Source organism: Variovorax defluvii, assembly GCF_039541515.1.
GTDB classification, from domain to species: domain Bacteria; phylum Pseudomonadota; class Gammaproteobacteria; order Burkholderiales; family Burkholderiaceae_C; genus Variovorax; species Variovorax defluvii.
In genome coordinates this window covers 1-23983 of record NZ_BAABGJ010000028.1, presented here as the reverse complement: position 1 = coordinate 23983, position 23983 = coordinate 1, and the positions used below count along the sequence as shown (strand labels likewise).

The following is a 23983-nucleotide window of genomic DNA, read 5'->3' as shown; positions in this document are numbered from 1 at the left end:
GCATGTTCGCCCTCAACGCCCCGCGTCCCATGAAGACAAGCCTGCGCGTGCTCGCGGCCGCGCTCGGCTACCCCGATCGGCAACTGCGCGACGCCCTGCCGGAAATGCGAGCGCTGCTGCAGGACGAGCGCGCCCTGTCGCCGTCGCGCCTGGCCGAGCTCGATGCGCTGTTGGACAGGCTCGGCCGTGCCGAGCCCCTGGAGGCGGAAGCCGACTACGTCGAGCTCTTCGACCGGGGGCGCGGCACCGCCCTGCACCTGTTCGAGCACGTGCACGGCGACTCGCGCGAACGCGGCCCGGCGATGATCGACCTGGCCCAGACCTACGCGCGGGCCGGCCTGATGCTGAAGGAGGGCGAACTGCCCGACTACCTTCCGGCCGTTCTGGAGTTCGCCTCCACGCAGCCGGCGCGCGAGGCGCGCGCCTTCCTGGGCGAGATGGCGCACATCCTGAACGCCATCTTCGGCGCCTTGCGGCATCGTGGAAGCTCATACGCCAGCGTCTTCGGCGCGCTGCTCGAATTGGCCGGCGGCCAGGCAGAGCCGGTCGCGCCGCCGGCCGAGGAGGGGCTCGACGAGAGCTGGGCCGAGCCGCCGGTGTTCGACGGCTGCTCGTCCAGGGGCCAGGCGCGGCCGGGCCAGCCGCAGCCCATCCGCATCGTGCGCAGGAGCAAGGTGACACAAGGAGCATCGTCATGAACGGCGTCTACGGCTTTCTGTTCCAGGTCTATCCCTATGTCTGTTTCATGGTGTTCGTGGTCGGCAGCCTGATCCGCTTCGACCAGGGCCAGTACAGCTGGAAGAGCGACTCTTCCCAGATGCTGCGCGCGCGCACCCTGCGCTGGGGCAGCAACCTCTTCCACTTCGGCATCCTCTTCCTGTTCTTCGGCCACCTGGTCGGGCTGTTCACGCCGCACAGTGTCTACGGCATTTTCATGAGCGCGGCCACCAAGCAGTTGCTGGCCGTCGTGGCCGGCGGTGTCGCGGGGGCGCTCTGCTTCGTCGGCCTGTCCCTGCTGCTGTACCGGCGCGTGTTCGATCCGCGCATCCGCCTCACGAGCCATCCCACGGACATCGCGGTGCTGGTGGTGTTGTGGGTTCAGCTCGTGGTCGGCCTGACCACCTTGCCCTTCTCGCTGCAGCATGCCGACGGCAGCGTGATGCTCATCCTGGCGGACTGGGCCCAGCGCATCGTCACGTTGCGCCCCGTGGATGCCACCGCGCTGGCCGCCTTGCCGTGGCCCTACCAGTTCCACATCGTGCTCGGCGTGACGATCTTCCTGCTGCTGCCCTTCAGTCGCCTGGTGCATGTGTGGAGCGGCTTCGCAACGGTGCGCTTCCTGTTCCGTCCGCACCAGGTGGTGCGCAGCCGCCGGCTGAACGTGCCGGCCGGCCACAACCAGCCGCGCGAGCCCGGGGCCGTGTGATCCCGGCGGGAGAAGCCTCATGACCCTCGAACCCTTCGACGCAGGCCCCACGGCGCAGCCGGTCGCGTCGTGCGTCGCGCGCGTCAATGGCGTCGCCCTCCACGCCGAGGCGCAGACCCTGTCGGCGCAGGAGTTGCGCCAGCGCGCCTGCTCCGAGCTGCTGCGGCAGGCGGCCATCCAGGCGGGCCTGCTGGACGCCAAGGACGCCGCGCCCGAGGACGGCGTGCTCAGCGAGGCCGCCTCGCAGGCCATCGATGCCTGGCTGGGGCGCGAACTGGAGCTGCCCGAGCCTTCGGAGCAAGCCTGCCGGCGCCACCACGCCGCGCACGCTGCGCGCTACTGCACGGGACAGCGCGCCCGGCTTCGGCACGTCCTGTTCGGGGTGACGCCGGGCGTGGACGTGGTGGCACTGCGCCAGCGCGCGGAGGCCTGCCTGCTCGATGTGCGCTGCCACGATGGCACGGCCCAGGGCGGCGCAGGCGACCGCTTCGAACGGGCGGCCCGCGACCTCTCCAACTGCCCGAGCGGTGCGGATGGCGGTGCGCTGGGCTGGCTCACCCCCGCCGACTGTGCGCCCGAATTCGCCCGGGAGATCTTCGGCCATGTGGAGGTGGGCGTGCTGCCGCGGCTGGTGCACAGCCGCTTCGGCCTGCACGTGGTGGAGGTGCTGGCGCGCGAAGGCGGCGAGCCCCAGCCCTTCGAGTCGGTGCGTGGCGCGGTCGCGGTGGCGCTGCGGCAGCAGGCCTACGTCACGGCGCTGCGGCAGTGCCTGCAAGTGCTGGCCGGCCGGGCCCGGCTCGAGGGCGTGGACCTGGATGCAGCGCAGACGCCGCTGGTCCGGTAGCCGCGGGACGGCGAACTCAAGATCCTTCGCCGCCAGCCGGATGCCCGGGCGGGGGCGGCGGCGAGCCCGTCGGAAGCGCCGCGCTTGCCAGGGCTTCGAGCATCGTGCCGAAGTTGCCCGAGTGCCGCAGCGCACCGACGATCCTGGCGAACAGCGGCTTGTAGGCCTCGTCGGCCTGGTGGCCCGTGAGCGGATCGCGATTCAGCAGGAAGGCGGCATCCAGCTCGGCCCAATCGTCGTCGCTCAACACGCTTTGGGCCAGCGGGAGGATCTCGGTCTCCTCGACGTGCATGTGGTCGAGGTAGAACTCGGCGTACTTCTTCATCAAGGTCTCGAAGTCTGCGCGGCGGGCTTCGCACTGGCGGGTTCCGCTCATCGTCCGGAACCCCAGCAGCGCGTGTTCGAGCTCGCGGATCGCCTGCTCGCCATGGGCATGGTCGCGGTCGAGGCGGTCGAGCACTGCGTCGGTGTGCGCATCGTGCCCGCGCAGCTTCGGGAAGAGCAGGCGGCTTTCCTTGGGATGGTGCAGCTTTTCCGGGAACTCGTCGACGTAGAACAGCATGGCCTGCAGCGCGTCGAAGTCGGGCAGTGTGTTTCGCCGCCGATGCTCGCGCAGCAGCAGGACGATCGACCGCAGCATGGCCGACAAGGCCCGGTGCTCGTGGCAGATGATGCTCAGGCTCGGGTGCGTCAGGGTGGGTCGCGGCGTGCTCATCCCACATCTCCTTCGGGCTGCCGGCGTCATGCCCGCCATGCAAGCCTAAGGCGGGGGCGGCGCCGCGTCTTTGATCTGTCGCAAGCCGCAGATTCATGAACCTGTCCGGTCCTGATCCTGGCGCTGCCTGCGCAATTGCGCGGGCGTCCCGGTCCAGCCCTGCGCGGCCTGAGCTTCAGCGTCGGCCGCGGCGAGGTGGCGAGCCTGCTCGGCCGCAACGGCTCGGGCCGCTCCGCGCTCAAGGCGATCACGGGCCTGGTGCCGCCGCACGCGGGCGGCGTCTCGCTCGACGGTCGCGCGCTGGCCGGCCGCGAGCTTCCGTCAGGATCGGCCGATTTGTGTTCCGGATGTGCCATTCTTCACTGCGCCGGAGGCCCCAACGGGCGCAAACTCAGCGCATGTTCAGGGTTCTCTTCCTCCTTCTCTGCGTTCTCATGCCGATCGGCCTGGTCTACGCCTTCGGCGCGTGGTCCCTCGTCGCGCTGTTCGCGATCGCGGCGGCGACGCTTCTCTTCTCCACCCGAAAGGGTCGGGGCGCAGAGGCGACGCAGGGGGGGTACCTGACCGGCTACCACACCACCACGACAGCGACTTTCTAGGCCCCGCTGCGGCGGCGCCGGCAGCGCGCGGATCGGTCGCATCCCTCGTTCGAAGGGTTCGAGATCTTGGGGAAGGTCGTTACGACGGGCAGCTCGATCTGGTCTCGATCGTGGACAGCCGGCTCGACATCGAGCGTCTGGCCTTGAAGACCCTCGATGAGAGACCGCAGGCATCGACAAGCTTGTTCCGGCGGCGTTTCCTGGAGGAACTGCAGCGGCTGCAGGACGCTGGCAAGCTGAAGTTCTTCGGCCTCTTGCTGCTGCGCGATCGCAGGATGCAGGGCCACGAGCCCGCTGCTCCCTGCAATGCGATGCAGCGATTGCGCTGTCTGCGAAGAGCCGGCTGGAGCCGGCTTTTCTCTGGAAGCGGGCCGTCAGTAGCGACCGCCGCCGAAGCCTCCGTTGCCATAGCCGACGAGTTCTCGACCCTTTGCCCTGAACCCCTCTGCACCGAACCCACCCGGGGCGCGGCCTGATTCACGAGGGCGGGCCAGGCTCACGACGATCGAGCGTCCATCGACGGACACGCCGTTCAGCGCATGGATGGCAGCCTGGGCGCTTTCCGCAGAAGCCATTTCGACGAAACCGAAGCCCTTGGAGCGGCCTGTTTCACGGTCCATCATCACCTTGGCGCTCGAAACGCTTCCGAACTCGGCGAAGTTGCTTTCCAGGGAGGAATCGGTGACGGAATAGGGCAGGTTGCCCACGTAGAGTTTGTTTTCCATGATGGTCTCCATTGAGGAAGGGGCCGCGCAGCAACATGCCGTGCGGTGCACAACGCCAGAGAACATCGAGAAGGATTCAGACAGCGACGCGGCGGGTTGCAAGTCCGCCGGAGGAGAAATTAAATACCTTGACCAGCGACGATCTGTTGAACGTCCAGCGGCCGGGAGCTTAGCACGTGACGCACCTTCGGGTCACGCAAGGTCGTGCCTGGCAACCTCCGAGCCCTTGTTTCCGACTCCTGCCAATGGAGAAATGCGGGGCCTGCTGTCAACTTGCAGGCGCTTGTCCATCCCTCTCGAAAGCGGCTGCCAGCGCAGCGCGCGGCAACTGTCCCTGCAGTCCGATCGCCAGGACGGCTGTTGCGTGTCCAGGGGCCGCGAGCTTTCTCAGCGTGCCGTGCCGGCCCGCGAACTGGATCTCGGACCACTCCGCATCGCCGGTGCGCAGCAGCCCTTTCAGCCGCAGCAGCCCCGCCGGCGCATCGCGCAGCCAGGCGCGCAGCGCACCTGCGTCGAAGACCCGTTCGGGCCGGCAGGACCACGTGTCGAACTGCGCTCCGTGGTCATGGCCGTGCCCCTGGTGTGCATGGCCCTCGTGCGTACACCCCGGCTCGTCACGTGCGCTTCGCGCACCGGCCAGCGACAGGCCGTCGAGCAACACCATCGGCAGCTCCGCCTGCGCGGTTTCGAAGCGCGGTGTCTTCCCCGCCGTCGCGGAAACCCACTCGCGCACCCGCGCCAGTTCCTCCGCCTCGACCCGATCGATCTTGTTGACCACCACCAGATCCGCCGCCTCGAGCTGCCGCTCCAGCGTATCGGTCAACAGCGGATCGCGCACCTGCGCCATCACCGCCCCCGCATCCACCAGCACGATCACGCCTTCCAGCGCCAGCTCCGGCGCCGCCATGCCCAGCTGCGCGATGCGCCACGGATCGGAGACGCCACTGGCCTCGATCACCACGGCATCGAATGGCGTCGGTGCCTCCAGCACCTGGATCAGCGCCCGCGAGAGGTCGTCCCCGATCTGGCAGCACACGCAGCCGTTGGTCAGGGCGATGGTGTCGCCGCTCGCGCCTTCGATCAACGCCGCGTCGATGTTGAGCGCGCCGAAGTCGTTGACCAGCACGGCCATGCGCCGGCCCTGGGCCGCGCGCAGCCAGCGGTTGAGCAAGGTGGTCTTGCCCGCGCCCAGGAAGCCGCCGATGACGGTGAGCGGAATCCTTGCCGACGGCCTCGTCGTCATGGCGTGCCTCAGCCGCGCCCGGCCTCGAACACGCGCCCCGAGAGCACGGTGCCCCACACGCGCACATCGTTGAGCTTCATCGGCTCGATCGCCAGCGGATCGTCTTCCAGCACGCAGAAGTCCGCGCGCTTGCCGCATTCGATGCTGCCGATCTCGTGGTCCAGCTTCAGCGTCCAGGCCGCGCCGAGGGTGATGGCGCGCAGGGCCTGCGGCACGCCGATGCGTTCGTCGGCGCCGAGCAGCCGTCCCTTGGGCGTGAGGCGGTTGACCGCGCACCAGGCGGTGAAGAAGGGCCCCAGCGGCGTGACGGGCGCATCGGAGTGGATGGCCAGCGGCACGCCGGCCGCGAGCGCGCTGCCGCAGGCATCGAGCCGGTTCGCGCGGTCCGGCCCCATGGTCATCTCGTAGTGCTGGTCGCCCCAGTACCAGATGTGGTTGGCGAAGAGGTTGGCGCACAGGCCCAGCGTCGCCATGCGGCGGAACAGGGGCGCGTCGATCATCTGCCCGTGTTGCAGCGTGTGTCGATGATCGGGCCGCGGGGCGCGCGTCAGCACGCGCTCGATGGCGTCGATGGCCGCCTCGCTGGCCTCGTCCCCGTTGGTGTGCGTGTGGATGGTGAGCCCCGCGCGGTGGTAGGCCTCGAAGTCGGCCTCGTATTGCGCCGGCGCCGTGACCCAGATGCCGTTGGGTGCGCCGTTGAAATGCCCCGGCCAGCGCAGCCGCGCCGAAAAGCCCTGGATCGATCCGTCGAGCATCATCTTGACGAGCCCGTAGCGCAGCCGGTCGGTGTTGCGCGCCATCAGGCCCCGCACGTGCTCCGCGCCCTGCGGCGCACCGTGCGTGCCGTGGAAGGCCTGGAAGGCGGGGAGGATGCGCACGCGGCAGTCTTCCTCGCCGGTCACGGCTTCGAGCACGCCGCAGTCCTCGGCCGTGAGCTTGTTGACCAGGTCCGTGGCCGTGGTCACGCCCTGCATGCAGGCCAGGCGGCCGAAGGAGCGCACGCCGTCCGCGGTCATGGGCGCGAGCAGGCCGGCGTTGCCGATCTTGCGCAGCACCAGGAACATCGCGGCAGGCTCCTGCAGCTCGCCGGTGGGCTCGCCGGCATCGGGGCCACCTTCCGCGAACTTGACCACGCCCTCGACCTCGTTGTCGCGGGTGATCCCGGCCAGCCGGAGCATCGCGGTGTTGACGTTCATCAGGTGGCCGTTGGCATGGCCGATGACGATGGGGCGCGTGGCGCTGGCGCGGTCCACGTGTGCCACGGTCATGCGCTCGCCGCCGAAGTAGATGGGGTCGAAGCCCCAGGCGACGAGGGGCTCGCTCTGGGGCTTGCCTTGCTCGTCCATGGTGCGCGCGACCTCGGCCAGGCGCTCGACCACGGCGTTCATGGAGCGCAGGCCGCGCCACACCTTTCCCTCGGGGTCGCGGCGGTCGAACCAGCCGAGATACGTCCAGTCCCACATGCTGCCTTCCTTCAGGTGGCAGTGGCCTTCGACCAGGCCGGGCATCAGCACCTTGTCGGCGAAGCGCTCGTCGAGCGTGTGCTCGCCCCAGGCCTCGATCTCTTCCAGCGTGCCGACCGCCAGCACGCGCCCCTCGCGCACGGCCACGTGGGTGGCCTCGGGCTGCATGGGGTTCATGGTGATGATCTTGCGGGCGGCGTAGACGGTGATGGCGGTCATTGGATGTCGGATCGAAGGAGCGAAAGAGCAAGGACGGAATGGTGCGCCGGTTTCAGGCTGGTTTCAGGCCGGTTGCAGGCGCAGGGGCGGGCGGGGCTGGCCCTCGAAGACGTCGACGCGGCGGCAGCGCACCCAGTGATCCGGCGCGACCTCGCGCAGCGGCGGCAGCTCGGCCTTGCAGGCTGGCTCGGCCACCGGGCAGCGGCCCGCGAAGCGGCAACCGGGCGGTGGGTCGATGGGGCTGGGCGGGTCGCCCGTGAGCTTGATGCGGTTCGCCGCGCGGCGGCGCCCGCCGGCCACGGTCGGGACCGCTGACATCAGCGCGACGCTGTACGGGTGCAGCGGCCGCGCGAAAAAGCTGCGGCGCGGCGCCCGCTCGACGATCTGGCCCAGGTACATCACGGCGACGTCGTCGCACAGGTGCTCGACCACCGCCATGTCGTGCGAGATGAAGAGGTAGGTCAGCCCGCGCTCGCGCTGCAGCCGGGCCAGCAGGTTGAGGATCTGGGCGCGGATGGCGATGTCCAGTGCGGAGACGGGCTCGTCGCACACCACCAGCTCGGGGTTCGTGGCGAGGGCCCGCGCGATGTTGATGCGCTGGCGCTGGCCGCCGGAGAACTGGTGCGGAAACAGCTGCTGCTGCTCCGGCCGCAGGCCCACCGCCTCGAAGAGCTCGGCCACGCGGGCCTCGCGCTCGGCGGGCGTGCCGATCTTCATCAGCTCCAGCGGCGCGCGCACGGCCGCACCGGCGCGTTCGCGCGGGTTGAGAGAGGAGAAGGGGTCCTGGAAGATGATCTGCATGCGCGACCGCGCCCGGCGCAGCGCCTCGCCTTCGAGCGCGCCGAGGTCGGTGTCGCCCAGCCGCACGTGGCCGCCGGTGATGGGGGCGAGGCGCATCACGGACAGCGCCGTGGTGGTCTTGCCCGAACCCGATTCGCCCACCACCGCCAGCGTGGTGCCGCGGCGCACCTGGAAGGAGACGCCGTCCACCGCCTTCACCACCTCGGCCTTGCGGCCCCAGCCGGCCTTGCCGCGCGGGAAGTGGACCTTCAGGTCGTTGACGGTCAGCAGCGTGTCTGTCTCTCGTGCACTCATGCGGCCTCCTTCAGCGTGTGCGCGCGGTCCGCATGCAGCCAGCAGGCCGCGCCATGGTGCACGCCCGGGTGCAGCGGGATCGCGGGCGCGTTCAGGTCGAACATCGGCGGCACCTCCGTCGCGCAGCGCGCCATGGCCTGCGGGCAGCGCTCGCGGAAGGCGCAGCCGCTGCCCAGTTCCCAGATGGAAGGCACGACGCCGGCGATCTCCGGCAGCTCCTCGCGGTCCTCGCCCAGGCTGCTGCTGCCCAGCTCGGGCAGGCAGTCGATCAGGCCGCGGGTGTAGGGGTGGCCGGGGTTGCCCAGCACCTGCTCGGTGCTGCCTTGCTCGATCACGCGGCCGGCGTACATGACCATCACCCGGTCGGCCATCTCGGCCACCGCGCCCATGTCGTGGGTGATGAGCAGGATGGCGGTGCCCTTCTCGCGCTGCAGCTCGCGCAGCAGGTCGAAGATCTGGGCCTGCACCGTCACGTCCAGCGCGGTGGTGGGCTCGTCGGCGATCAGGATGTCGGGCCGGCAGGCCAGGGCCATCGCGATCATCACGCGCTGGCGCATGCCGCCGGAGAGCTGGTGCGGGTACTCGTCGACGCGCCGCTCCGGCGCGGGGATGCCGACCTGCTTGAGCATCTCGATGGCCCGCAGACGCGCGGCGTGAATGTTCAGGCCGGCGTGCAGCTGCAGCGACTCGGCGATCTGGTCGCCGACGGTGAACACCGGGTTCAGCGAAGTCATCGGCTCCTGGAAGATCATCGAGATCCGATTGCCGCGCACCTCGCGCATGCGGGCCTCGCTGGCCTGCACCAGGTCCTCGTCCTGGAACATCACGCGCCCGCCGCTGATGCGGCCGGGCGGGCAGGGGATCAGGCGCAGCAGCGCCAGGGCGGTCATGCTCTTGCCGCAGCCCGACTCGCCGACCACGCACAGCGTTTCGCCGGGCGAGAGCTCGAAGTCCACGCCGTTGAGCACCAGGGCCTGGCCCCGGCGGGTCTTGAACTCGACGTGCAGGTCCTGGACCTTCAGCAGGGGATGTTGGACGTTCGGCATGTTCAGCGCTCCCGCAGCTTGGGGTTGAGCGCGTCGTTGAGCCCGTCGCCGATCAGGCTGACCGCGAGCACCGTGACGAAGATGGCCGCGCCCGGAAAGGCCACCGCCCACCAGCAGGACAGCACGTACTGCCGGCTCGATCCGATCATCAGGCCCCAGCTCATCTGGTTGGGGTCGCCCAGGCCGAGGAAGGACAGGCCCGCCTCGAAAAGGATCGCCGCGCCGATCGCCAGCGTGGCCGACACCACCAGGGGCGGCAGCGCATTGGGCAGGATCACCTTCCAGATGATGCGGGCGTCGCCGGCGCCGATGGCGCGCTCGGCGCGCACGAATTCCAGGCCGCGGTACTTCATGAACTCGGCGCGGGTCAGGCGCGCGGTCGATGTCCAGCTCACGATGCCGATGGCCAGCGTCACCGTCACCAGCGAGGGCGAGAACAGCGTCACCACCACCATGGCGAACAGCAGCGCGGGCAGCACCTGGAAGAACTCGGTCAGCCGCATCAGCGCAGCATCGACCTTGCCGCCGTAGTAGCCGGCGAAGGCGCCCAGCGTGATGCCGATGGCCACCGAGAGCAGCGCCGCCACCGCGCCCACCAGCAGCGTGGCGCGGCCGCCGTAGATCAGCGTGGTGAGCACGTCGCGGCCGAGATAGTCGCTGCCCAGCCAGGCATCCTCGCTGAAGGGCGGGGTGAGCGGGGCGGCGCGGATCTCGAAGGGGTCGGCCGGGTAGACCCAGGGCCCGGCGATCGCGACCAGCAGAATCAGCAGCAGCATCACCATGCCGGCGATGGCGGAGGGGTTGCGCATGAACATGCGCAGGGCTTCGGCGCCCGGGTGCTCGACCCGCGGCACCGGTCGGGCGGCGGGCATCGCCGCGGCGGGGAGGGTGGCGGTCTTGCTCATGATGTCTTGATGCGCGGATCGATGAAGCGGTAGCACAGGTCGGTGAGCTGGTTCATCACCACCACCACGACGGAGGAGAACAGCAGCACGCCGAGGATGGTCGGGTAGTCGCGGCGCAGCACCGAGTCGAAGGCGAGGCGGCCGAGGCCGGGCCAGTTGAACACCGTCTCCACCAGGATCGCGCCGGCCAGCACGTTGCCGAATTGCAGGCCCAGCACCGTCACCACCGGCAGCAGCGCGTTGCGCAGCGCGTGTTTGTAGAGCACCACGCGGTCGGCGAGGCCCTTGGCGCGCGCGGTGCGGATGAAGTCCGAGCCCAGCACGTCGAGCATGGAGGAGCGCGAGAGCCGGCTGTACTGCGCCAGGTAGACCAGGCCCAGCGTCACGGTGGGCAGCACCAGGTGGTGGGCCACGTCGAGCACGTCGGCGAAGCCGCCGCCGGTGGAGTCGATGCTGCGCATGCCCGCCACCGGCAGGATGGGGAAGATCGACGCGAACAGGATCACCAGCATGATCCCCACCCAGAACACCGGCGCCGCGAAGCCCACCATCGACAGCACGGTGATGAACTGCGAGAGCAGGCCGTTGGGCTTGCGCGATGAGAGCACGCCCAGCGCCGTGCCCACCAGGAAGGCCAGCAACACCGCGCTGAGCACCAGCAGCAGCGTGGCCGGCACGCGCTCCAGGATCATCGAGGTCACCGGCAGGTTGAAGAAGTAGCTGTAGCCCAGGTCGCCCTGCAGCACCTTGCCGAGGTAGACGCCCAGTTGCACGGGCAGCGGCCGGTCCAGCCCGTACTGCGTGCGCAGCTGCGCCATGAGCTCGGGCGACATGCCGCCGCTGGCGCCGGCGATGGTTTCCACCGGGTCGCCGGGCGCGGCGTGCACCAGCACGAAGTTGAGTACCACCACCGCCAGCACCAGGGCCAGGCCCTGCAGCAGGCGGGATGCGATGTAGCGCGGCATGCCGTGCCCCCTTTGTGTGTGGATGTTTGCGGCTTACTTGAAGAAGACCTCGTCGAGCGGCGACATCGGGCCCCAGATGGTGGTCGGCACGTTCGCCAGCTTCTTGCTCGCCACCGTGTGATAGGGCACCTGGTTGATGAAGACGATCGGCAGCTCGTCGGTGACGATCTTCTCGAAGGTGGCGTAGTAGGCCTTGCGCTTGGTCGGGTCGATGATGCCGCCCGCGGTGTCGAGCAACTCGTCCACCTTCGGGTTGCTGTAGCTCTGGGTGTTGGTCCACACCACCGGCTTGATGTTGGCCGACAGGTAGGTGCGGTGCACGCCGATGATCGGATCGCCCCAGTTGAAGACCAGGTCCATCGACATGTCGAAGTCGTGCGAGGCCATGCGCTTGGCCCAGGCCGGGAAGTCGGCCGAGGCGCGCACGTCGACGGTGATGCCGATCTTCTTGAGCTGGCCGCGGATGTACTCGGCCACGGTCTTCTGCTGGTCGTCGGCGCCGGGCAGGTAGTCGATGGTGAGCTTGAAGCGCTCGCCGCCGGCGCCGGCCTTGTAGCCGGCGGCGTCGAGCATTTCGGCGGCCTTCTTCAGGTCCACCGGGTAGCGCACCAGGTCGGTCACGGCGAAGGGGCTGCTGGCGACGATCGGGCCGTCGGCCGGCGTGGCGAAGCCGCCCATCAAGGCCTTGGTGATGAAGTTCTTGTCGATGGCGGTGGCGATGGCCTTGCGCACCTGCAGGTCGGACAGCGGCTTCTTCGTGAGGTTGAAGGCCAGCCAGTTCAGCGCGCCGATGCCCTCGTAGCCCTTGGGCGTGAGCGCGACCTGCGGGTTGCTGGCCAGGCGCTTGAGGTCGGTGGGCACGCTGGCGAAGGGCAGCATCTGCACGTCGCCGCGCTCCAGGCCGAGCATCAGGCTGGCCATGTCGGGGGTGATGTTGACGATGACCTTGTCGAGGTAGGGCTTGCCCGGGAGAAAGAACTTGTCGTTGCGCTCCATCACGATGCGCTGCGCGGCCTTGAACTCCACCAGCTTGAAGGGGCCGGAGCCCACCACGTCGGTGCTGTTGCGCGGGTGGTTCTTCAGGTCCTGGCCGTCGCCGTAGATGTGCTTGGGCAGGATGGGGCACAGGGCCGGCGACATCGCCAGCACGATCGCCGGGTGCGGCGTGTTCATGCGGATGATGGCGGTGTGCGGGTCGGGTGTGTCCACCTTCTCGACCGGGCCCATCATGGTGGTGAAGGGATGGTTGGCCTTGATCGCCATGATCGAGAAGGCGACGTCGGCCGAGGTGACGGGCTTGCCGTCGTGGAACACGGCGTTCTTGCGCAGGTTGAGCGTGAGCGACTTGCCGTCCTCCGCGAGCTTCCACGATTCGGCCAGGTAGGGCTGCGGGTTCCACTTGTCGTCGAAGCGCAGCGGGCTGGCGAAGAGCTGGGTCGAGGGCAGGGCGGTCGCGATGCCCGACTGCACCGCGCCGTTGAGGTGGCGCGGGGTCTGGGTGTTGCCGATCACCAGCGTGCCGCCGCGCTTGGGAGCTTCGTCGGCGATGGCGGGCAGCGCGGCCAGCGGGCCGGCGGCGAGCAAGGCGGAAGCCACCAGGGCGGCGCGGCGGGTGAACGGGAAGGGGGACATGCGGGACCTCGTGATGTTCGACGGGGGAGAAGGGTGGGCCGCTGGAGCCCGAGGTCGAAGATAGGCAAAGGCCGCCCGGCAGCGAAGAGCCACGGGGTGGCGATCTGCAGGGCCAGAATGTGCGGGTTTGTCCGGGGGTGCACCGCAGAGGGGCGCCGACCCGCGGCAGCGCACTGCGGGAGGGTGTGATCTGCAGGGACAATGGCGCGGCCCGGTCAGGCGACCTTCCGGAATGACCGTATTCACAAACACGGCTGCGTCAGCAAGATGCTGCCGGGCGGGCCGGGCTATCCCGCTCCACGGCCATCCTGATCGAAAAAGGCGACCCGGGCCGCACGCTCGCGCAGATGTTGCGCTACCTGCACGCCATCGCCCCTGGGCGGAGCCTGCTGGAGCTGATCCAGGAGAACGACCCGTCGCTCGAAGCGCTGTCGGCGCGCGAAGAGACGAAGCGGGTGCGTCCTCTGTCGGATGCCGAACTCAAGAAGCTCGACTTCTGACATGGCTCGACGCGAACTCTAGGCTTTCAGCCACCTCGAGGACGACTTCGTGCCCGCCGGCCGTCTGCCCGACGTGGTGCCCCGTCCCGGTGTGGCGCGCGACCGTTTCCTTCATCTCGGCGTCGGCCTGCAGGGAAAGCTGGCCACCCTCGACAACGCAATGTCGGCGTTCTCGGCTTTCATGCCCCAGCGTGCCGGCGCACTGCGCATCGTGCACCGCGTCTGGAGCGAGGTACGCCAGTGGAAGACGCACTTCGAGGCATGGGCCGCGGCGGGCCGCGTCGTCGACACGTTGGCGCCGGCCTTCCGACGCCTGGACGACATCTGCAGCCCAGCACTTCAAGCAGAGATCCGGCGCAGCGGCGAGCCGTGAACGCGCTACTTCTCGTCCCTGAACCAATACCACTTGTAGAGCACCCGCTGCCCCATGCGCCGGAACGGCGCGAACAGCGGCGACTCCACCAACCCCAGCACGTTGGGGAAGGGCAGCGGCGAGTGGTAGATCGGCAGTTCGAAAACCTCGCGCCCCGAATCCTTGCCGGCCACGCGCTCCGCCAGCCGCTTGCCGGCCCAGGTCGAGAAGGAGACGCCGTTGCCGCCGTAGCCCACGGCGTACCAGATCTTCTTGTCCGCTTCGGGCTGGGTGATGCGGGGCATCATGTCGTGGCTCACGTCCACCCAGCCCCACCAGGAGTAGTCGATCTGGATGCCCGCCAGCGGCGGGAACTTGCGTGCGATCGCGTCGGTGAGCAGCTTCAGGTGCACCGCGCCCTCGGCGTCGGCGCCGCTGACCGAGCTGCGGCTGCCCAGTTGCAGCCGGTTGCCCTTGAGCAGGCGGTAGTAGAAGCGCAGGGTGCGGGTGTCGGTCAGGAAGGTGAGGGACTTGAAGTTGGTGGCCTTCAGCTCGGCATCGGTGAGCGGGCGCGTGACCACCGAGTTCGACAGGATCGGCATGATCCTGTTCTTGAGCATCGGGTTGAGCGCCTGCCCGGTGTAGCCGCCGGTGCACACCGCCACGCGGCGCGCCCGCACGGTGCCGCCGGGCGTTCGAAGGTGGTGCACGCCGTCGATGGTCTGCCAGCCCTGCACCGGACTGGAGGTGTGGATCTTCGCGCCCAGCGCACGCGCCTTGCGCATCAGGCCGAAGCTGAACTTCAGCGGATGGATGCCCACGCCTTCCGATTCGAACAGCGCGCCCACGGTCTCGCGCTCGTCGCAGTAGTCGCGCCGCACTGCCTCCGCGCTGAGCATGCGCGTGTCGTAGCCGAACTGCTCTCGCATCAGGCGCGCCTCGGCCTCCAGGCCCGGAAGCTTCTCGGGGCGGTGCGCCAGGTAGAGGTGGCCGCCGTCGTAGGCGTCGCAGTCGATCTCGGTGGTGAGCTGGCGGAAGTTCTCGAAGCCGGTGCGGATCTCCTTGTCGAGGCGCTTGGCCGTGTCCAGGCCCCAGCGCTCGATCCACTGCGAGCGCTTGAGGCGCCCGCTCGCGTTCTGGCCCTGCCCGCCGCTGCGGCTGGAGCAGCCCCAGGCGGCCTGGTTGGCTTCCAGCACGGTGGCCTGGATGCCGTGCTCCTGCGCGAGGTAGAGGGCCGTGGAAAGGCCGGTGGCGCCGGAGCCGATGATGGCCACGTCCACGTCCATGTCGCGCAGCACCGGGCCGTCGTCCTCCGGCGGCGTGCCGGCGCTCGCCACCCACCAGGTGGGCGCGTAGGCGCGGCCGGCGCCGGGGTCGGGCGCCAGCAGCGGGTCGTAGCGCGGGTCGTAGGGTTTGCGCGCCGGCGCGGAGGGGCCGGCGGCGGTGAACTGCGCGGTGCCTGCGGTACTCGTGGTCATGGCGTTGTCCGGAGGCCGGCGGCTACTTGGCCGCGGGCAAATTGGGGCGGGCCTTGCGGAACACGTTCTTGAGGGCGATCTTCCCGTCCCTGAAGCTGAAGACATCGATGCCGTCGCTCTCGATGCGGCTGCCGTCGGCGGCGGTGCCGGTGAAGGTCCACTGCGAGGTGCCGAAGTCGCCCGAGACGAAATGCCGGCCGTTGACCCACTGCGCGTCGGGCACGGCCTCCCAGGCGGCAGCGAAGGCCTTGCGCACCGCGGCGGTGCCGCTGTGGCGGGTGCCGCAGGCTTCGTTGCCGGCGGCGGTCTGGAACACACAGTCCTCGTGCATGAAGCCCATGAGGGCATCGATGTCGTGGCGGTTCCAGGCGTCGCTGAAGGCCTCCAGGGTGGCGACGGTCACGGGGGCGGGCGATGCGGGTGCGGTCACGCGGATACTCCTGTCCTTTTGCGATGGCCACAGCGTAGAGAGCCAACGCAAGCCGCGGTAGGGCCAGTTGCGGGGATTCGACCGAGCCAGTCGCCGGTCCACCGAAACTTTGAGATGGATGTGGACAGCACCAGCCAGATTCGATGTTCCAGCGGACCAGGCCAAGGCCCTTGGCATCCATGTGGCTTCTCTCTTGCTTGGCGGTGGAGGAACCTAAACTTCGCCAATTCAAGCCAGCTTGAGGTCAGGTGCAATGAGTGTGATGGACATCAGCAAGGTGGCGCAGCAGGCCGGCGTTCCGGCGTCGACCCTGCGCTTCTACGAGGAGAAGGGGCTCATCGCCTCCGTCGGGCGGCGCGGCCTGCGGCGCCTGTTCGACGCCGCCGTGCTGGAGCGCCTGTCGCTGATCGCGATCGGCCGGGCCGCCGGCTTCTCGCTCGAGGAGATCGGGCTGATGTTCTCGCCGGACGGCCAGCCCCGCATCGACCGCCAGCGGCTCGACGCCAAGGCCGACGAACTGGACGCGACGATCCGCCGCCTGCAGGCCATGCGTGACGGGCTGCGCCATGCGGCCGCCTGTCCTGCACCGACACATATGGAATGCGCCAGCTTCCGGCGCCTGCTGAAGGCGGCGGCCTCGGGTGCCGTCCGCGCGCCCAAGGCCCGCGTGGTGGCGTCTGCGAAGATCCAGGGCTAGTCCACGCCATGCCTCCTCCACGATCCATCCAGTGGGCGCAGCTCTTCGCGCTGCCCGAGCAACCCGGCCTGCCGCTGCAGGGCCGCCTGCGTGCGGCGGTGGTGCAGGCCATCCTCGAGGACCGGCTGAGCCCGGGTGCGCCGCTGCCCTCGTCGCGCGAGCTGGCGACGCTGCTGGGCCTGAGCCGCAACACGGTGACTTCTGCCTACCTCCAGTTGATGGACGAGGGCTTTCTGGAGGCCCGCCCGCGCAGCGGCGTCTTCGTGGCGCAGAACGCGCGGCCGCTGTCGGCCGAGCCGGCGGAGCCGCTGGTGGGGCGCAGCGGCCAGTCGGGCCAGCCGCCGGAGTGGTCGGCGCGGGTGCGGCGTTCGCTGATCGACCGGCCGACGCTCGCCAAGCCCGACCGCTGGCGCGACTACCCCTATCCCTTCGTCTACGGCACCTACGATCCGCAGCTGTTTCCCACCGAGGACTTCCGCGAGTGCTGCGCCCGCAGCCTGGCGCGCTCGCAGCTGCCGGCCTGGACGCCCGACTTCGAGACCGACGACGTGCCCGAGTTGATCGAGCAGATACGCACGCGCCTGCTGCCCAAGCGCGGTGTGTTCGCACTGAAGGAGGAGATCCTGGTCACGCTCGGCGCGCAGCATGCCTACTACCTGCTGGCGGAAGCCCTGTTCGACGAGAACACCCGCGTCGGCCTGGAGGAGCCGGGCCATCCGCACGCCCGCAACAGCTTCGCGCTCCGCAACCCGAAGTGGGTGGAGATCGGCGTGGACGACGACGGCCTGGTGGTCGATGCGCTGCCCGCGGCCGACTACCTGTTCTGCACGCCCTCGCACCAGAGCCCGACCACCGCGACGCTGAGCCTGGAGCGGCGCCAGTGGCTGTTGCGCAAGGCCGAGCTGCAGGACTTCGTGATCATCGAGGACGACTACGAGGCCGAGAACCTGTACGAAGGCACGCCGATGCCGGCGCTCAAGAGCCTGGACAAGACGGGCCGGGTGATCTACGTGGGCTCGGTGTCCAAGAGCCTGTCGCCGGCACTGCGGCTGGGCTTCATCGTGGCGCCGCGCGCATTGATCAAGGAGCTGCGCGCGATCCGGCACGCGATGCTGCGGCATCCCAGCGCCTTCCTGCAGCAGGCCTATGCGCTTTTTCTTTCGCTGGGGCACCACGAGTCGCATGCGCGCCGGGTCAACCACGCGATGCAGGAGCGGCTGGCGCTGGCGGCGCAGGCCCTGCGCGACCACCTGCCGGATTTCGAGTTCAGGCTGCCATCGGGCGGCGCGTCGATCTGGGTGCAGGCGCCCTCATGGGTGGACGCGGGCGAGCTGGCGCTGATGGCACGGCAGCATGGCGTGCTGATCGAGGCGGGCGACGTGTTCTTCGGCAAGCCGCCTTATCCGTGTCCCTTCTTCCGGCTGCGCCTGTCGTCCATCCCCTCGGCCCAGATCGCGGCGGGCATCCGCGCCCTCGGCGTGGCGGTGAAGGACCTGGCGCAGGCGCGGGGTGAATCGGTGAGCGGCGGGGTGCCGGAGCACTGAGCCGGGTCGTCAGAAGTGCTTGGCGGTGAAGACGGCCGCTGCCTTCGTCCGCTCCACCAGGGCCTGGCTGCGGACCTGCACCATCTCGCACACCGGCCGCAGAAAGTCGCGCTCCTCGTCCGTGTAGGGCTGCTCGTCCAGCACGGATTTCGCTGTCGACATCGCCTGTGCAAGCCTCGTGGCCTCCCGCTGCAGCAGGGACTTGGGGATTCCGCACTGATGTGCGAAGTACGCGAGGTTGAAAGGCGTGAGCTCATCCCAGGTGAACGCATCGCCGACGGCCATGGCGTAAGTGTGGTCCAGTTCCGGGTATTGCTCGACGCTCACCAGGTCGTACCACGGCGACGGCGCCATCCACTCGCCCTGCACGAAGAATGAGAAGTTCTTTCCGTGGGCGTCGGCATTGCCGATGACCACTTGGAAGAGAACCCAGCGCAGCATCTCCAGCTTCGCCCTGGCAGGCTGCCGCACCCATCTCACGGTGGCGAAGAGCTTGGGCAGCGTCATGCCGTCGCGGTACTTGGCCAGTTCGCCGGTGTGGCCGAGGTTGCGTTCGTACTTCGCTTCTACCGGCATGTCGCAGGCCTGGCAGGCGTCGATGATGTGCAGCTTGTGAACTTCATCCGCAGCGGATTGCCGGTCGAAGCGCTGCACGACCAATACAGGCGTCGGCAATCGCATGATGGACACGTGGGCCACGGCGTCCGTGCAGCGTGCCGCCAGGCGCATGCAGTAGTGCTCGTTGACCACCAGGTGCGGTGTGCGGTTCGTCCTTGGCTGCGGCTTCAGGATGTAGGTGGAGGCGAGCGGTGGCTCGGCCAGCCGCATCGTCGCCTCCGGGTCCAGGCCCGGGTCGCGGGCGGCGAAGACGGCCAGTTTGTCCTGGTAGCCGGCAATGGACATGCGCAGCTTGCCGTCCCAGACCGCCAGCCCACCTTCCGACGCGTCGAGGATCCGCGCATTGAGTTCGGTTCGCGTCAGCTCCCGGCATTGCGCGCGTGCGGCCGGCGGCTGATCGATGGGCCGGAATTCGAGCGCGCCTGTGGTCTCCCCCCCCATGCTGCGCAACAGCGCGAAAGCGTTATTGGGGGCGACGTGCAACTGCTCGATGGCTGCGCGCAGCGGTGCTCCCTCGGGAAACAGGTTGACGACGAAGCGCCGTATGGCACCCGAGCCGTAGCCACCTTCCGGTGCCTGCCACGGAAAGGCGGGCGAGAGCTGAAAGAGACCCCTTCTTCGCCAGGCATCGTCGTACGTGAAGGTCCATGTGTCCTGCTGCGGTGCGAACGCAATCTCGCCGACCCGCTGGTCGTTGCCGTGGCTGACCAGCAGGTGGTGCACGACGTCGTCAGACGCGCTCACCGCGGTGCTCTCCCAGGTTTCGGAGGATGTCCGTCAGCTCGTGCTTCGGACCCACCAGCATGGCAAGGCCCAGGCCGTCGAGCACGGCAAGGAGCTTGTCCAGGCGCACGGCGCCGACGCCGTTCTCCAGCCGCGAAAGGGTATCGACCGAGATTCCGAAAAGGCCTGCGGCATCATCAATGCGAAGGTGCTGGTCCTTGCGCACGCTCTTCAGGCGCGGGCCGAGCGCCGTGGCGTCCTTGACGAGCAACGGCATCTCTTCAGCAGGGCGAGAGGCTGTCGGGCCTTTCGCTTCGGGAGGCGTCTCGGGCATGGCGGAATTCCAGTTCTTCGGATGCGCGCGGCCTGCTGGCGCATCGCGTTTCTGAAAATCCGAAATTCTAGGGCTCAGAGCGCCTCGGCGCCTGTTTTTTCTGAAATTCCGAAATAAGTGGCAACTCCGCCTGGCACATAAGCAAATTTCTGAAATTCCGAAACCGCGCCCACCTCCGACCGGGGCTCAGCGCCCCACGCCACGAACCCGGAGCGCAGCCGTGTGCTCCAGTTCCCCCTTGCGCCCGATCAGCCAAGCACACAAGGCCGACACCACGCCCGCGAACAGCACGTACATGCAGATCTGCCAGGGCTGCCCGCCGCCCGACTTGAGCAGCGCGGTGGCGACGATCGGCGTGATGCCCGAGGCGAAGATGCCCGAGAACTGGTAGACGAAGGAGATGCCCGTGTAGCGCACCTTCGCGTCGAACAGGTCGCAGAACAGCGCGGCCTCCGGCCCGTACACCGAGGCATAGAAGATGCCGAAGGGCACGATGATCGCCAGCCACACCAGCAGCACGTTGCCGCCGCTGTGCGTCATCAGCCAGAAGCCCGGGAAGGCGGCGATCGCCGTGATCAGCGAGCCCCACATGTAGACCTTGGGCCGCCCGAGCCGGTCGGACATGCGGCCGAAGAAGGGGATGGTGAAGATCATCACCACCGCCGCCGCCATCACGCCCAGCAGGGCCTCGGTGCGATTGATCTTGAGCGTGCTCGTCAGGTAGTTGATCGAGAACACGCCGAAGATGTTGAAGAACACGCCGTCGATGTAGCGCGCCCCCATGCCCTTGAGCACATTGCCGGGGTAGCGCTTGAGCATGTCCATGAAGGGGATGCGCAGCTCGGCGTTGCGGGCCTTCACCGCCGCGAACTCCGGCGTCTCCTGCACGTGCAGGCGGATGTACATGCCCACCGCCACCATCACGCCGGAGAGCAGGAAGGCGATGCGCCAGCCCCAGGCCAGGAATTGCTCGTCCGTCAGCAGGAAGGACAGCAGCGCCACCACGCCCGAGGCCAGGCACAGCCCGATCGCCAGTCCGATCTGCGGCAGCGAGGCGTAGAAGCCGCGCTTCTCCTTCGGCGCGTATTCGTAGGCCATCAGCACCGCGCCGCCCCATTCGCCCCCCAGTCCGATGCCCTGCGCCACGCGCAGCAGCAGCAGCAGGATGGGCGCGGCGATGCCGATCTGCGCATAGGTCGGCACCAGCCCGATCAGGAAGGTGGCCACGCCCATGATCATGAGCGTCAGGATCAGCATGCTCTTGCGGCCGATCTTGTCGCCGAAGTGGCCGAAGATCACGCCGCCCAGCGGCCGCGTCACGAAGCCGACGGCGAAGGTGGTGTACGCCAGCAGCGTCGACACCACCGGGTCGCTGCCCGGGAAGTAGAGCTTGTTGAACACGATGCCGGCCACCACGCCGTACAGGAAGAAGTCGTACCACTCGATGCTCGCGCCCACGAGTGCCGACGTCACTACCCGCCGGATCGCCTTCTCGTCGCTTGTTGCTGCACTCATCTCTTGTCTCCAATGAAGCGTTGTTGTGGATGCCCCGTGAGGGGCGACGGACTGCAGGGAAATCAGGCGGCCAGGGCAGCGGGCGCCGCGGCAGCGGTCGCGTCCTCGCGGATCATGTCGACGGCCTTCTCGGCCATCATCACGGCCGGTGCGTTGGTGTTGCCCGAGACCAGCGTGGGCATGGCCGAGCAGTCGATGACGCGCAGCCCGCCGATGCCGTGCACGCGCAGGCGCGTGTCGACCACGGCCAGCGGGTCGCTGCCCATGCGGCAGGTGCCGCTGGGATGGAAGATGGTGGCCCCGTTGTTGCGGCAGAACTCGAGCAGGTCCTCGTCGCTGGTGGCATCGGGCCCGGGCTTGATTTCGCGCTTGACGTAGGGCCGCATCGCCGGTGCGGCCGCGATGGCGCGCGCCGCCTTCACGCCGGCCACGGTGGTCGCGCGGTCGAGTTCGGTGGCGAGGTAGTTGGGCTGCATCGAGGGCGGCTCGGCCGGATCGCGCGAGCGGATGCGCACGTGGCCGCGCGACTCCGGACGCAGCTGGCACACCGAGAAGGTGAAGCCCGACCAGGGATGCACCTTGCCGCCGGCCATGTCGGCCGACAGCGTGGCCACGTGGAACTGGATGTCGGGCGTGCTCGCGACCGGGCGGCCGCCGGCGTCGCGCAGCGCGCGCATGAAGCAGCCGCCCTGGTTGATGCCCACCGCCAGCGGGCCGCTGCGGTGCATCAGCCATTCCAGGCCCAGCTTGGCCTGGCCGACCCAGGAGTTGAGCTGGTCGTTGGTGGTGATGGGCTGCGTGCATTCGTAGCTCAGGCGGATCTGCAGGTGGTCCTGCAGGTTCTCGCCCACGCCGGCCAGGTCGTGCACCACCGGGATGCCGAACTGCTGCAGCAGCGCGCGCGGGCCGATGCCCGAGAGCTGCAGCAGCTGCGGCGACTGCAGCGCGCCCGCGGCCAGCAGCACCTCGGCGCGGCAGCGCGCGGCCTTTTCCACGCCGCCCTGCCGATAGCGCACGCCGACGGCCCGCCGGCCGTCGAGCACCAGGCTGCTGGCCAGCGCTTCGGTCTCGATGCGCAGGTTGGGGCGCTGGCGTGCGGGCGCGAGGTAGGCCTTGGCCGTGCTGCAGCGCCAGCCGCGATGCGTGGTGAGCTGGTAGTAGCCGGCGCCTTCCTGCGTGGCGCCGTTGAAGTCCTCCGTGCGCGGCACGCCGATCTGCTGCGCGCCGGCGATGAAGGCTTCGATCAGCTCGTGCTTCGCACCGATGTCCGAGACCTTCAGCGGCCCCTTGCCGCCATGAAAGGCGTCGGCGCCGCGTTCGTTGCCCTCGGATCGGATGAAGTAGGGCAGCACCTCCTCGTAGCCCCAGCCGGGGTTGCCGAGTGCGGCCCAGTGGTCGTAGTCCTCGCGCTGGCCGCGGATGTAGATCAGGCCGTTGATCGAACTCGATCCGCCCAGCGTCTTGCCGCGCGGCCAGTAGATGCGGCGCCCGTTCATGTTCGGGTCCGGGTCGGTCTCGAAGCGCCAGTTGTAGGTGGGGCTCCACATCGTCTTGCCGTAGCCGATAGGCAGGTGGATCCACAGAGATCTGTCCTCGGGGCCGGCCTCCAGCAACAGCACCCGCGTCGACGGGTCTTCGCTCAGCCGCCCGGCCAGCACGCAGCCGGCCGAACCGGCGCCCACGACGATGTAATCGAACTCTTCTTCAGCAGGCATTCAGGGCTTCCGCAATAAGACAATCGCTTCGGTCACCGATGCTAGGTGAATGATTTTCGGAACGCAATGTTCCACTTTAACTGTTTGATAGAGGTTTTCACCTATGACGCGTCCTGCGCGCAAAGCGGCTGCCGTCCCTGCCATTGCCGCGGCTGAGAAGAAGGGAGCCGTGCCGGCCGAAGCGCTGGCCGAGGAGCAGAGCACCGGTTCCTCGGCCGAGCGCAGCCTGCGCGTGCTGTCGCTGCTGGCGAACGAGGGCCGTGCGCTGTCGCTGGCCGACCTGGCCGCGCGGCTGTCGCTGCCCAAGGGGACGGCGCACCGCATCTGCACCCAACTGCTGGCCTCCGGCTTTCTGGCGCGCGACGTGGATGAGCGCATGTTCAGCGTCGGGCCGGCGCTGCGGCGGCTGGCCTTCGACACGCTGAACCACGGGGTGGTGCGAGGACAGCGCCACGAGGTGCTGGCGGAACTGGTGCGGCAGGTGGGGGAGACCTGCAACTTCACCACGCTGGATGGGGTGCAGGTGCTGTATCTCGATCGCGTCGAGGCGCAATGGCCGTTGCGGTTGACGCTGGACGTGGGGTCACATGTGCCGTTGCATTGCACGGCGAGCGGCAAGCTGTTCCTGGCGCGGATGGGGAAGAAGGAACGCGATGCGGTGATCGATCGGATCACGTTGACGCGCATGACGAGACACACCATCACCGATGCAGACGCGCTGCGGGCAGAGTGCGATGCGATCGCCGAGCAGGGCTACTCCTGCGACCGGGAGGAGTTCATGGCGGGGCTGGTGGCGGTGGCGGTGCCGGTGCTCGATGAAGCCGGCCGGCAGCGCGCGGCGATCGCGGTGCACGCGCCGACGGCGCGGATGACGATCGAGGAGGCGGTGGAGCGGATTGGGGCGCTGAGGGATGCGGCGAAGAGGATGCGGGGGTTGCTGTAGCGTTGCGGATGGTCTTGCTTTTTGGCCTGCTCCCGCTGGGAGAAAGTGAGGGCTCTGCCTTGCTATCTCTTTCTCTGGGAGAGGTTGGAGGGGAGGGCTCTGGGCCCTTGTTTTGGGTTGGACTTGGCGTGCGGGCCCTTGTTTTTGCCTTCTTGGGTGTTTGGCGCAGGAGCCGGGAATTCGCCCCGGCGGGCGAGTTACTTTCTTTGTCTCGCCAAAGAAAGTAACCAAAGAAAGGCGACCCCACTGTGCGCGTC

The 23983-nt window shown here is 68.6% G+C and carries 25 protein-coding genes and 1 pseudogene; 10 read left to right on the top strand and 16 right to left on the bottom strand.

The annotated features are described in order from the left end of the window. Positions 1-2 precede the first annotated feature (2 nt). Genes narJ through ABEA07_RS15150 form a run of 3 tightly spaced genes read left to right on the top strand, consistent with a single transcriptional unit; the run spans position 3 to position 2270 of the window. Entirely contained in the window at positions 3-698 is a 696-nt protein-coding gene (gene narJ, locus ABEA07_RS15160) for a nitrate reductase molybdenum cofactor assembly chaperone (protein ID WP_345538850.1), read from the top strand. Continuing rightward, positions 695-1426, top strand: a complete 732-nt coding sequence (narI, locus tag ABEA07_RS15155; protein ID WP_345538849.1) for a respiratory nitrate reductase subunit gamma — start codon at positions 695-697, stop codon at positions 1424-1426. Before narJ ends, narI begins: the two co-directional genes overlap by 4 nt. Before the next feature lie 19 nt (positions 1427-1445). Further along, positions 1446-2270, top strand: coding sequence for a peptidylprolyl isomerase (locus tag ABEA07_RS15150; RefSeq protein ID WP_345538847.1), 825 nt, complete (start codon positions 1446-1448; stop codon positions 2268-2270). A gap of 16 nt (positions 2271-2286) precedes the next feature. On the opposite strand, the gene ABEA07_RS15145 is transcribed toward ABEA07_RS15150, so the two are convergent. Beyond that, a complete protein-coding gene (locus ABEA07_RS15145) occupies positions 2287-2985 on the bottom strand; it encodes a hemerythrin domain-containing protein (RefSeq protein ID WP_345538846.1) in 699 nt (232 codons plus the stop codon). 135 nt (positions 2986-3120) lie between these two features. Between ABEA07_RS15145 and ABEA07_RS15140 the strand changes: the two are divergent. Continuing rightward, positions 3121-3288, top strand: a pseudogene (locus tag ABEA07_RS15140) (ATP-binding cassette domain-containing protein); the annotation flags it as partial. A 95-nt stretch (positions 3289-3383) separates the two neighbouring features. Next, entirely contained in the window at positions 3384-3584 is a 201-nt protein-coding gene (locus tag ABEA07_RS15135) for a hypothetical protein (protein WP_345538889.1), read from the top strand. Here the strand turns inward: ABEA07_RS15135 and ABEA07_RS15130 are convergent. The 9 genes from ABEA07_RS15130 to ABEA07_RS15090 form a co-directional block, all read right to left on the bottom strand. Next, a complete protein-coding gene (locus ABEA07_RS15130) occupies positions 3581-3871 on the bottom strand; it encodes a hypothetical protein (RefSeq protein WP_345538845.1) in 291 nt (96 codons plus the stop codon). The two genes, ABEA07_RS15135 and ABEA07_RS15130, sit on opposite strands and share 4 nt — an antisense overlap. An 87-nt stretch (positions 3872-3958) precedes the next feature. Beyond that, complete coding sequence (locus ABEA07_RS15125; RefSeq protein WP_345538844.1) at positions 3959-4309, bottom strand: RNA-binding regulator; 351 nt, start codon at positions 4307-4309, stop codon at positions 3959-3961. Positions 4310-4577: 268 nt separating this feature from the next. Beyond that, positions 4578-5552, bottom strand: coding sequence for a CobW family GTP-binding protein (locus ABEA07_RS15120; RefSeq protein WP_345538842.1), 975 nt, complete (start codon positions 5550-5552; stop codon positions 4578-4580). 8 nt (positions 5553-5560) lie between these two features. Beyond that, entirely contained in the window at positions 5561-7234 is a 1674-nt protein-coding gene (locus tag ABEA07_RS15115; RefSeq protein ID WP_345538841.1) for an amidohydrolase, read from the bottom strand. Between the two features lie 63 nt (positions 7235-7297). Beyond that, on the bottom strand, positions 7298-8329 hold the full coding sequence (locus ABEA07_RS15110) for an ABC transporter ATP-binding protein (protein WP_345538839.1): 1032 nt from the start codon (positions 8327-8329) through the stop codon (positions 7298-7300). After that, positions 8326-9375, bottom strand: a complete 1050-nt coding sequence (locus ABEA07_RS15105; RefSeq protein ID WP_345538837.1) for an ABC transporter ATP-binding protein — start codon at positions 9373-9375, stop codon at positions 8326-8328. The genes ABEA07_RS15110 and ABEA07_RS15105 overlap by 4 nt, the downstream gene beginning before the upstream one ends. A gap of 2 nt (positions 9376-9377) precedes the next feature. Next, positions 9378-10280, bottom strand: a complete 903-nt coding sequence (locus tag ABEA07_RS15100) for an ABC transporter permease (protein WP_425584138.1) — start codon at positions 10278-10280, stop codon at positions 9378-9380. After that, complete coding sequence (locus ABEA07_RS15095) at positions 10277-11245, bottom strand: ABC transporter permease (RefSeq protein ID WP_345538836.1); 969 nt, start codon at positions 11243-11245, stop codon at positions 10277-10279. Before ABEA07_RS15095 ends, ABEA07_RS15100 begins: the two co-directional genes overlap by 4 nt. Positions 11246-11278: 33 nt before the next feature. Continuing rightward, positions 11279-12877, bottom strand: coding sequence for an ABC transporter substrate-binding protein (locus ABEA07_RS15090; protein ID WP_345538834.1), 1599 nt, complete (start codon positions 12875-12877; stop codon positions 11279-11281). A gap of 347 nt (positions 12878-13224) precedes the next feature. Here ABEA07_RS15090 and ABEA07_RS15085 point away from each other — a divergent pair, with 347 nt between their 5' ends. Then, on the top strand, positions 13225-13377 hold the full coding sequence (locus tag ABEA07_RS15085) for a hypothetical protein (RefSeq protein ID WP_345538833.1): 153 nt from the start codon (positions 13225-13227) through the stop codon (positions 13375-13377). A gap of 49 nt (positions 13378-13426) precedes the next feature. Continuing rightward, positions 13427-13750, top strand: coding sequence for a hypothetical protein (locus tag ABEA07_RS15080; RefSeq protein ID WP_345538832.1), 324 nt, complete (start codon positions 13427-13429; stop codon positions 13748-13750). A gap of 5 nt (positions 13751-13755) precedes the next feature. On the opposite strand, the gene ABEA07_RS15075 is transcribed toward ABEA07_RS15080, so the two are convergent. Both ABEA07_RS15075 and ABEA07_RS15070 read right to left on the bottom strand, forming a co-directional pair. Next, the gene (locus tag ABEA07_RS15075; RefSeq protein ID WP_345538831.1) at positions 13756-15207 is read right to left on the bottom strand and encodes an NAD(P)/FAD-dependent oxidoreductase; all 1452 of its coding nucleotides are present in this window, start codon (positions 15205-15207) and stop codon (positions 13756-13758) included. Between the two features lie 22 nt (positions 15208-15229). Next, on the bottom strand, positions 15230-15637 hold the full coding sequence (locus ABEA07_RS15070; protein WP_345538830.1) for a nuclear transport factor 2 family protein: 408 nt from the start codon (positions 15635-15637) through the stop codon (positions 15230-15232). Between the two features lie 253 nt (positions 15638-15890). Here ABEA07_RS15070 and ABEA07_RS15065 point away from each other — a divergent pair, with 253 nt between their 5' ends. Beyond that, entirely contained in the window at positions 15891-16334 is a 444-nt protein-coding gene (locus ABEA07_RS15065; protein WP_345538828.1) for a helix-turn-helix domain-containing protein, read from the top strand. Between the two features lie 8 nt (positions 16335-16342). Continuing rightward, positions 16343-17878, top strand: coding sequence for a MocR-like pyridoxine biosynthesis transcription factor PdxR (pdxR, locus tag ABEA07_RS15060; RefSeq protein ID WP_345538827.1), 1536 nt, complete (start codon positions 16343-16345; stop codon positions 17876-17878). A gap of 9 nt (positions 17879-17887) precedes the next feature. Here the strand turns inward: pdxR and ABEA07_RS15055 are convergent, their stop codons facing one another. From ABEA07_RS15055 to ABEA07_RS15040, 4 genes are all read right to left on the bottom strand, one after another. After that, complete coding sequence (locus ABEA07_RS15055) at positions 17888-19240, bottom strand: HipA domain-containing protein (RefSeq protein WP_345538825.1); 1353 nt, start codon at positions 19238-19240, stop codon at positions 17888-17890. Continuing rightward, positions 19227-19553 (bottom strand): helix-turn-helix domain-containing protein, encoded by a 327-nt coding sequence (locus ABEA07_RS15050; RefSeq protein WP_425584137.1) that lies wholly within the window; start codon positions 19551-19553, stop codon positions 19227-19229. Before ABEA07_RS15050 ends, ABEA07_RS15055 begins: the two co-directional genes overlap by 14 nt. A gap of 186 nt (positions 19554-19739) precedes the next feature. Then, positions 19740-21068 (bottom strand): MFS transporter, encoded by a 1329-nt coding sequence (locus ABEA07_RS15045; RefSeq protein ID WP_345538823.1) that lies wholly within the window; start codon positions 21066-21068, stop codon positions 19740-19742. A 62-nt stretch (positions 21069-21130) separates the two neighbouring features. Continuing rightward, positions 21131-22783 (bottom strand): GMC family oxidoreductase, encoded by a 1653-nt coding sequence (locus ABEA07_RS15040; RefSeq protein ID WP_345538821.1) that lies wholly within the window; start codon positions 22781-22783, stop codon positions 21131-21133. Between the two features lie 169 nt (positions 22784-22952). Between ABEA07_RS15040 and ABEA07_RS15035 the strand changes: the two genes are divergently transcribed. Next, positions 22953-23726 (top strand): IclR family transcriptional regulator, encoded by a 774-nt coding sequence (locus tag ABEA07_RS15035; RefSeq protein ID WP_345538819.1) that lies wholly within the window; start codon positions 22953-22955, stop codon positions 23724-23726. The last annotated feature ends 257 nt before the right edge of the window (positions 23727-23983 follow it).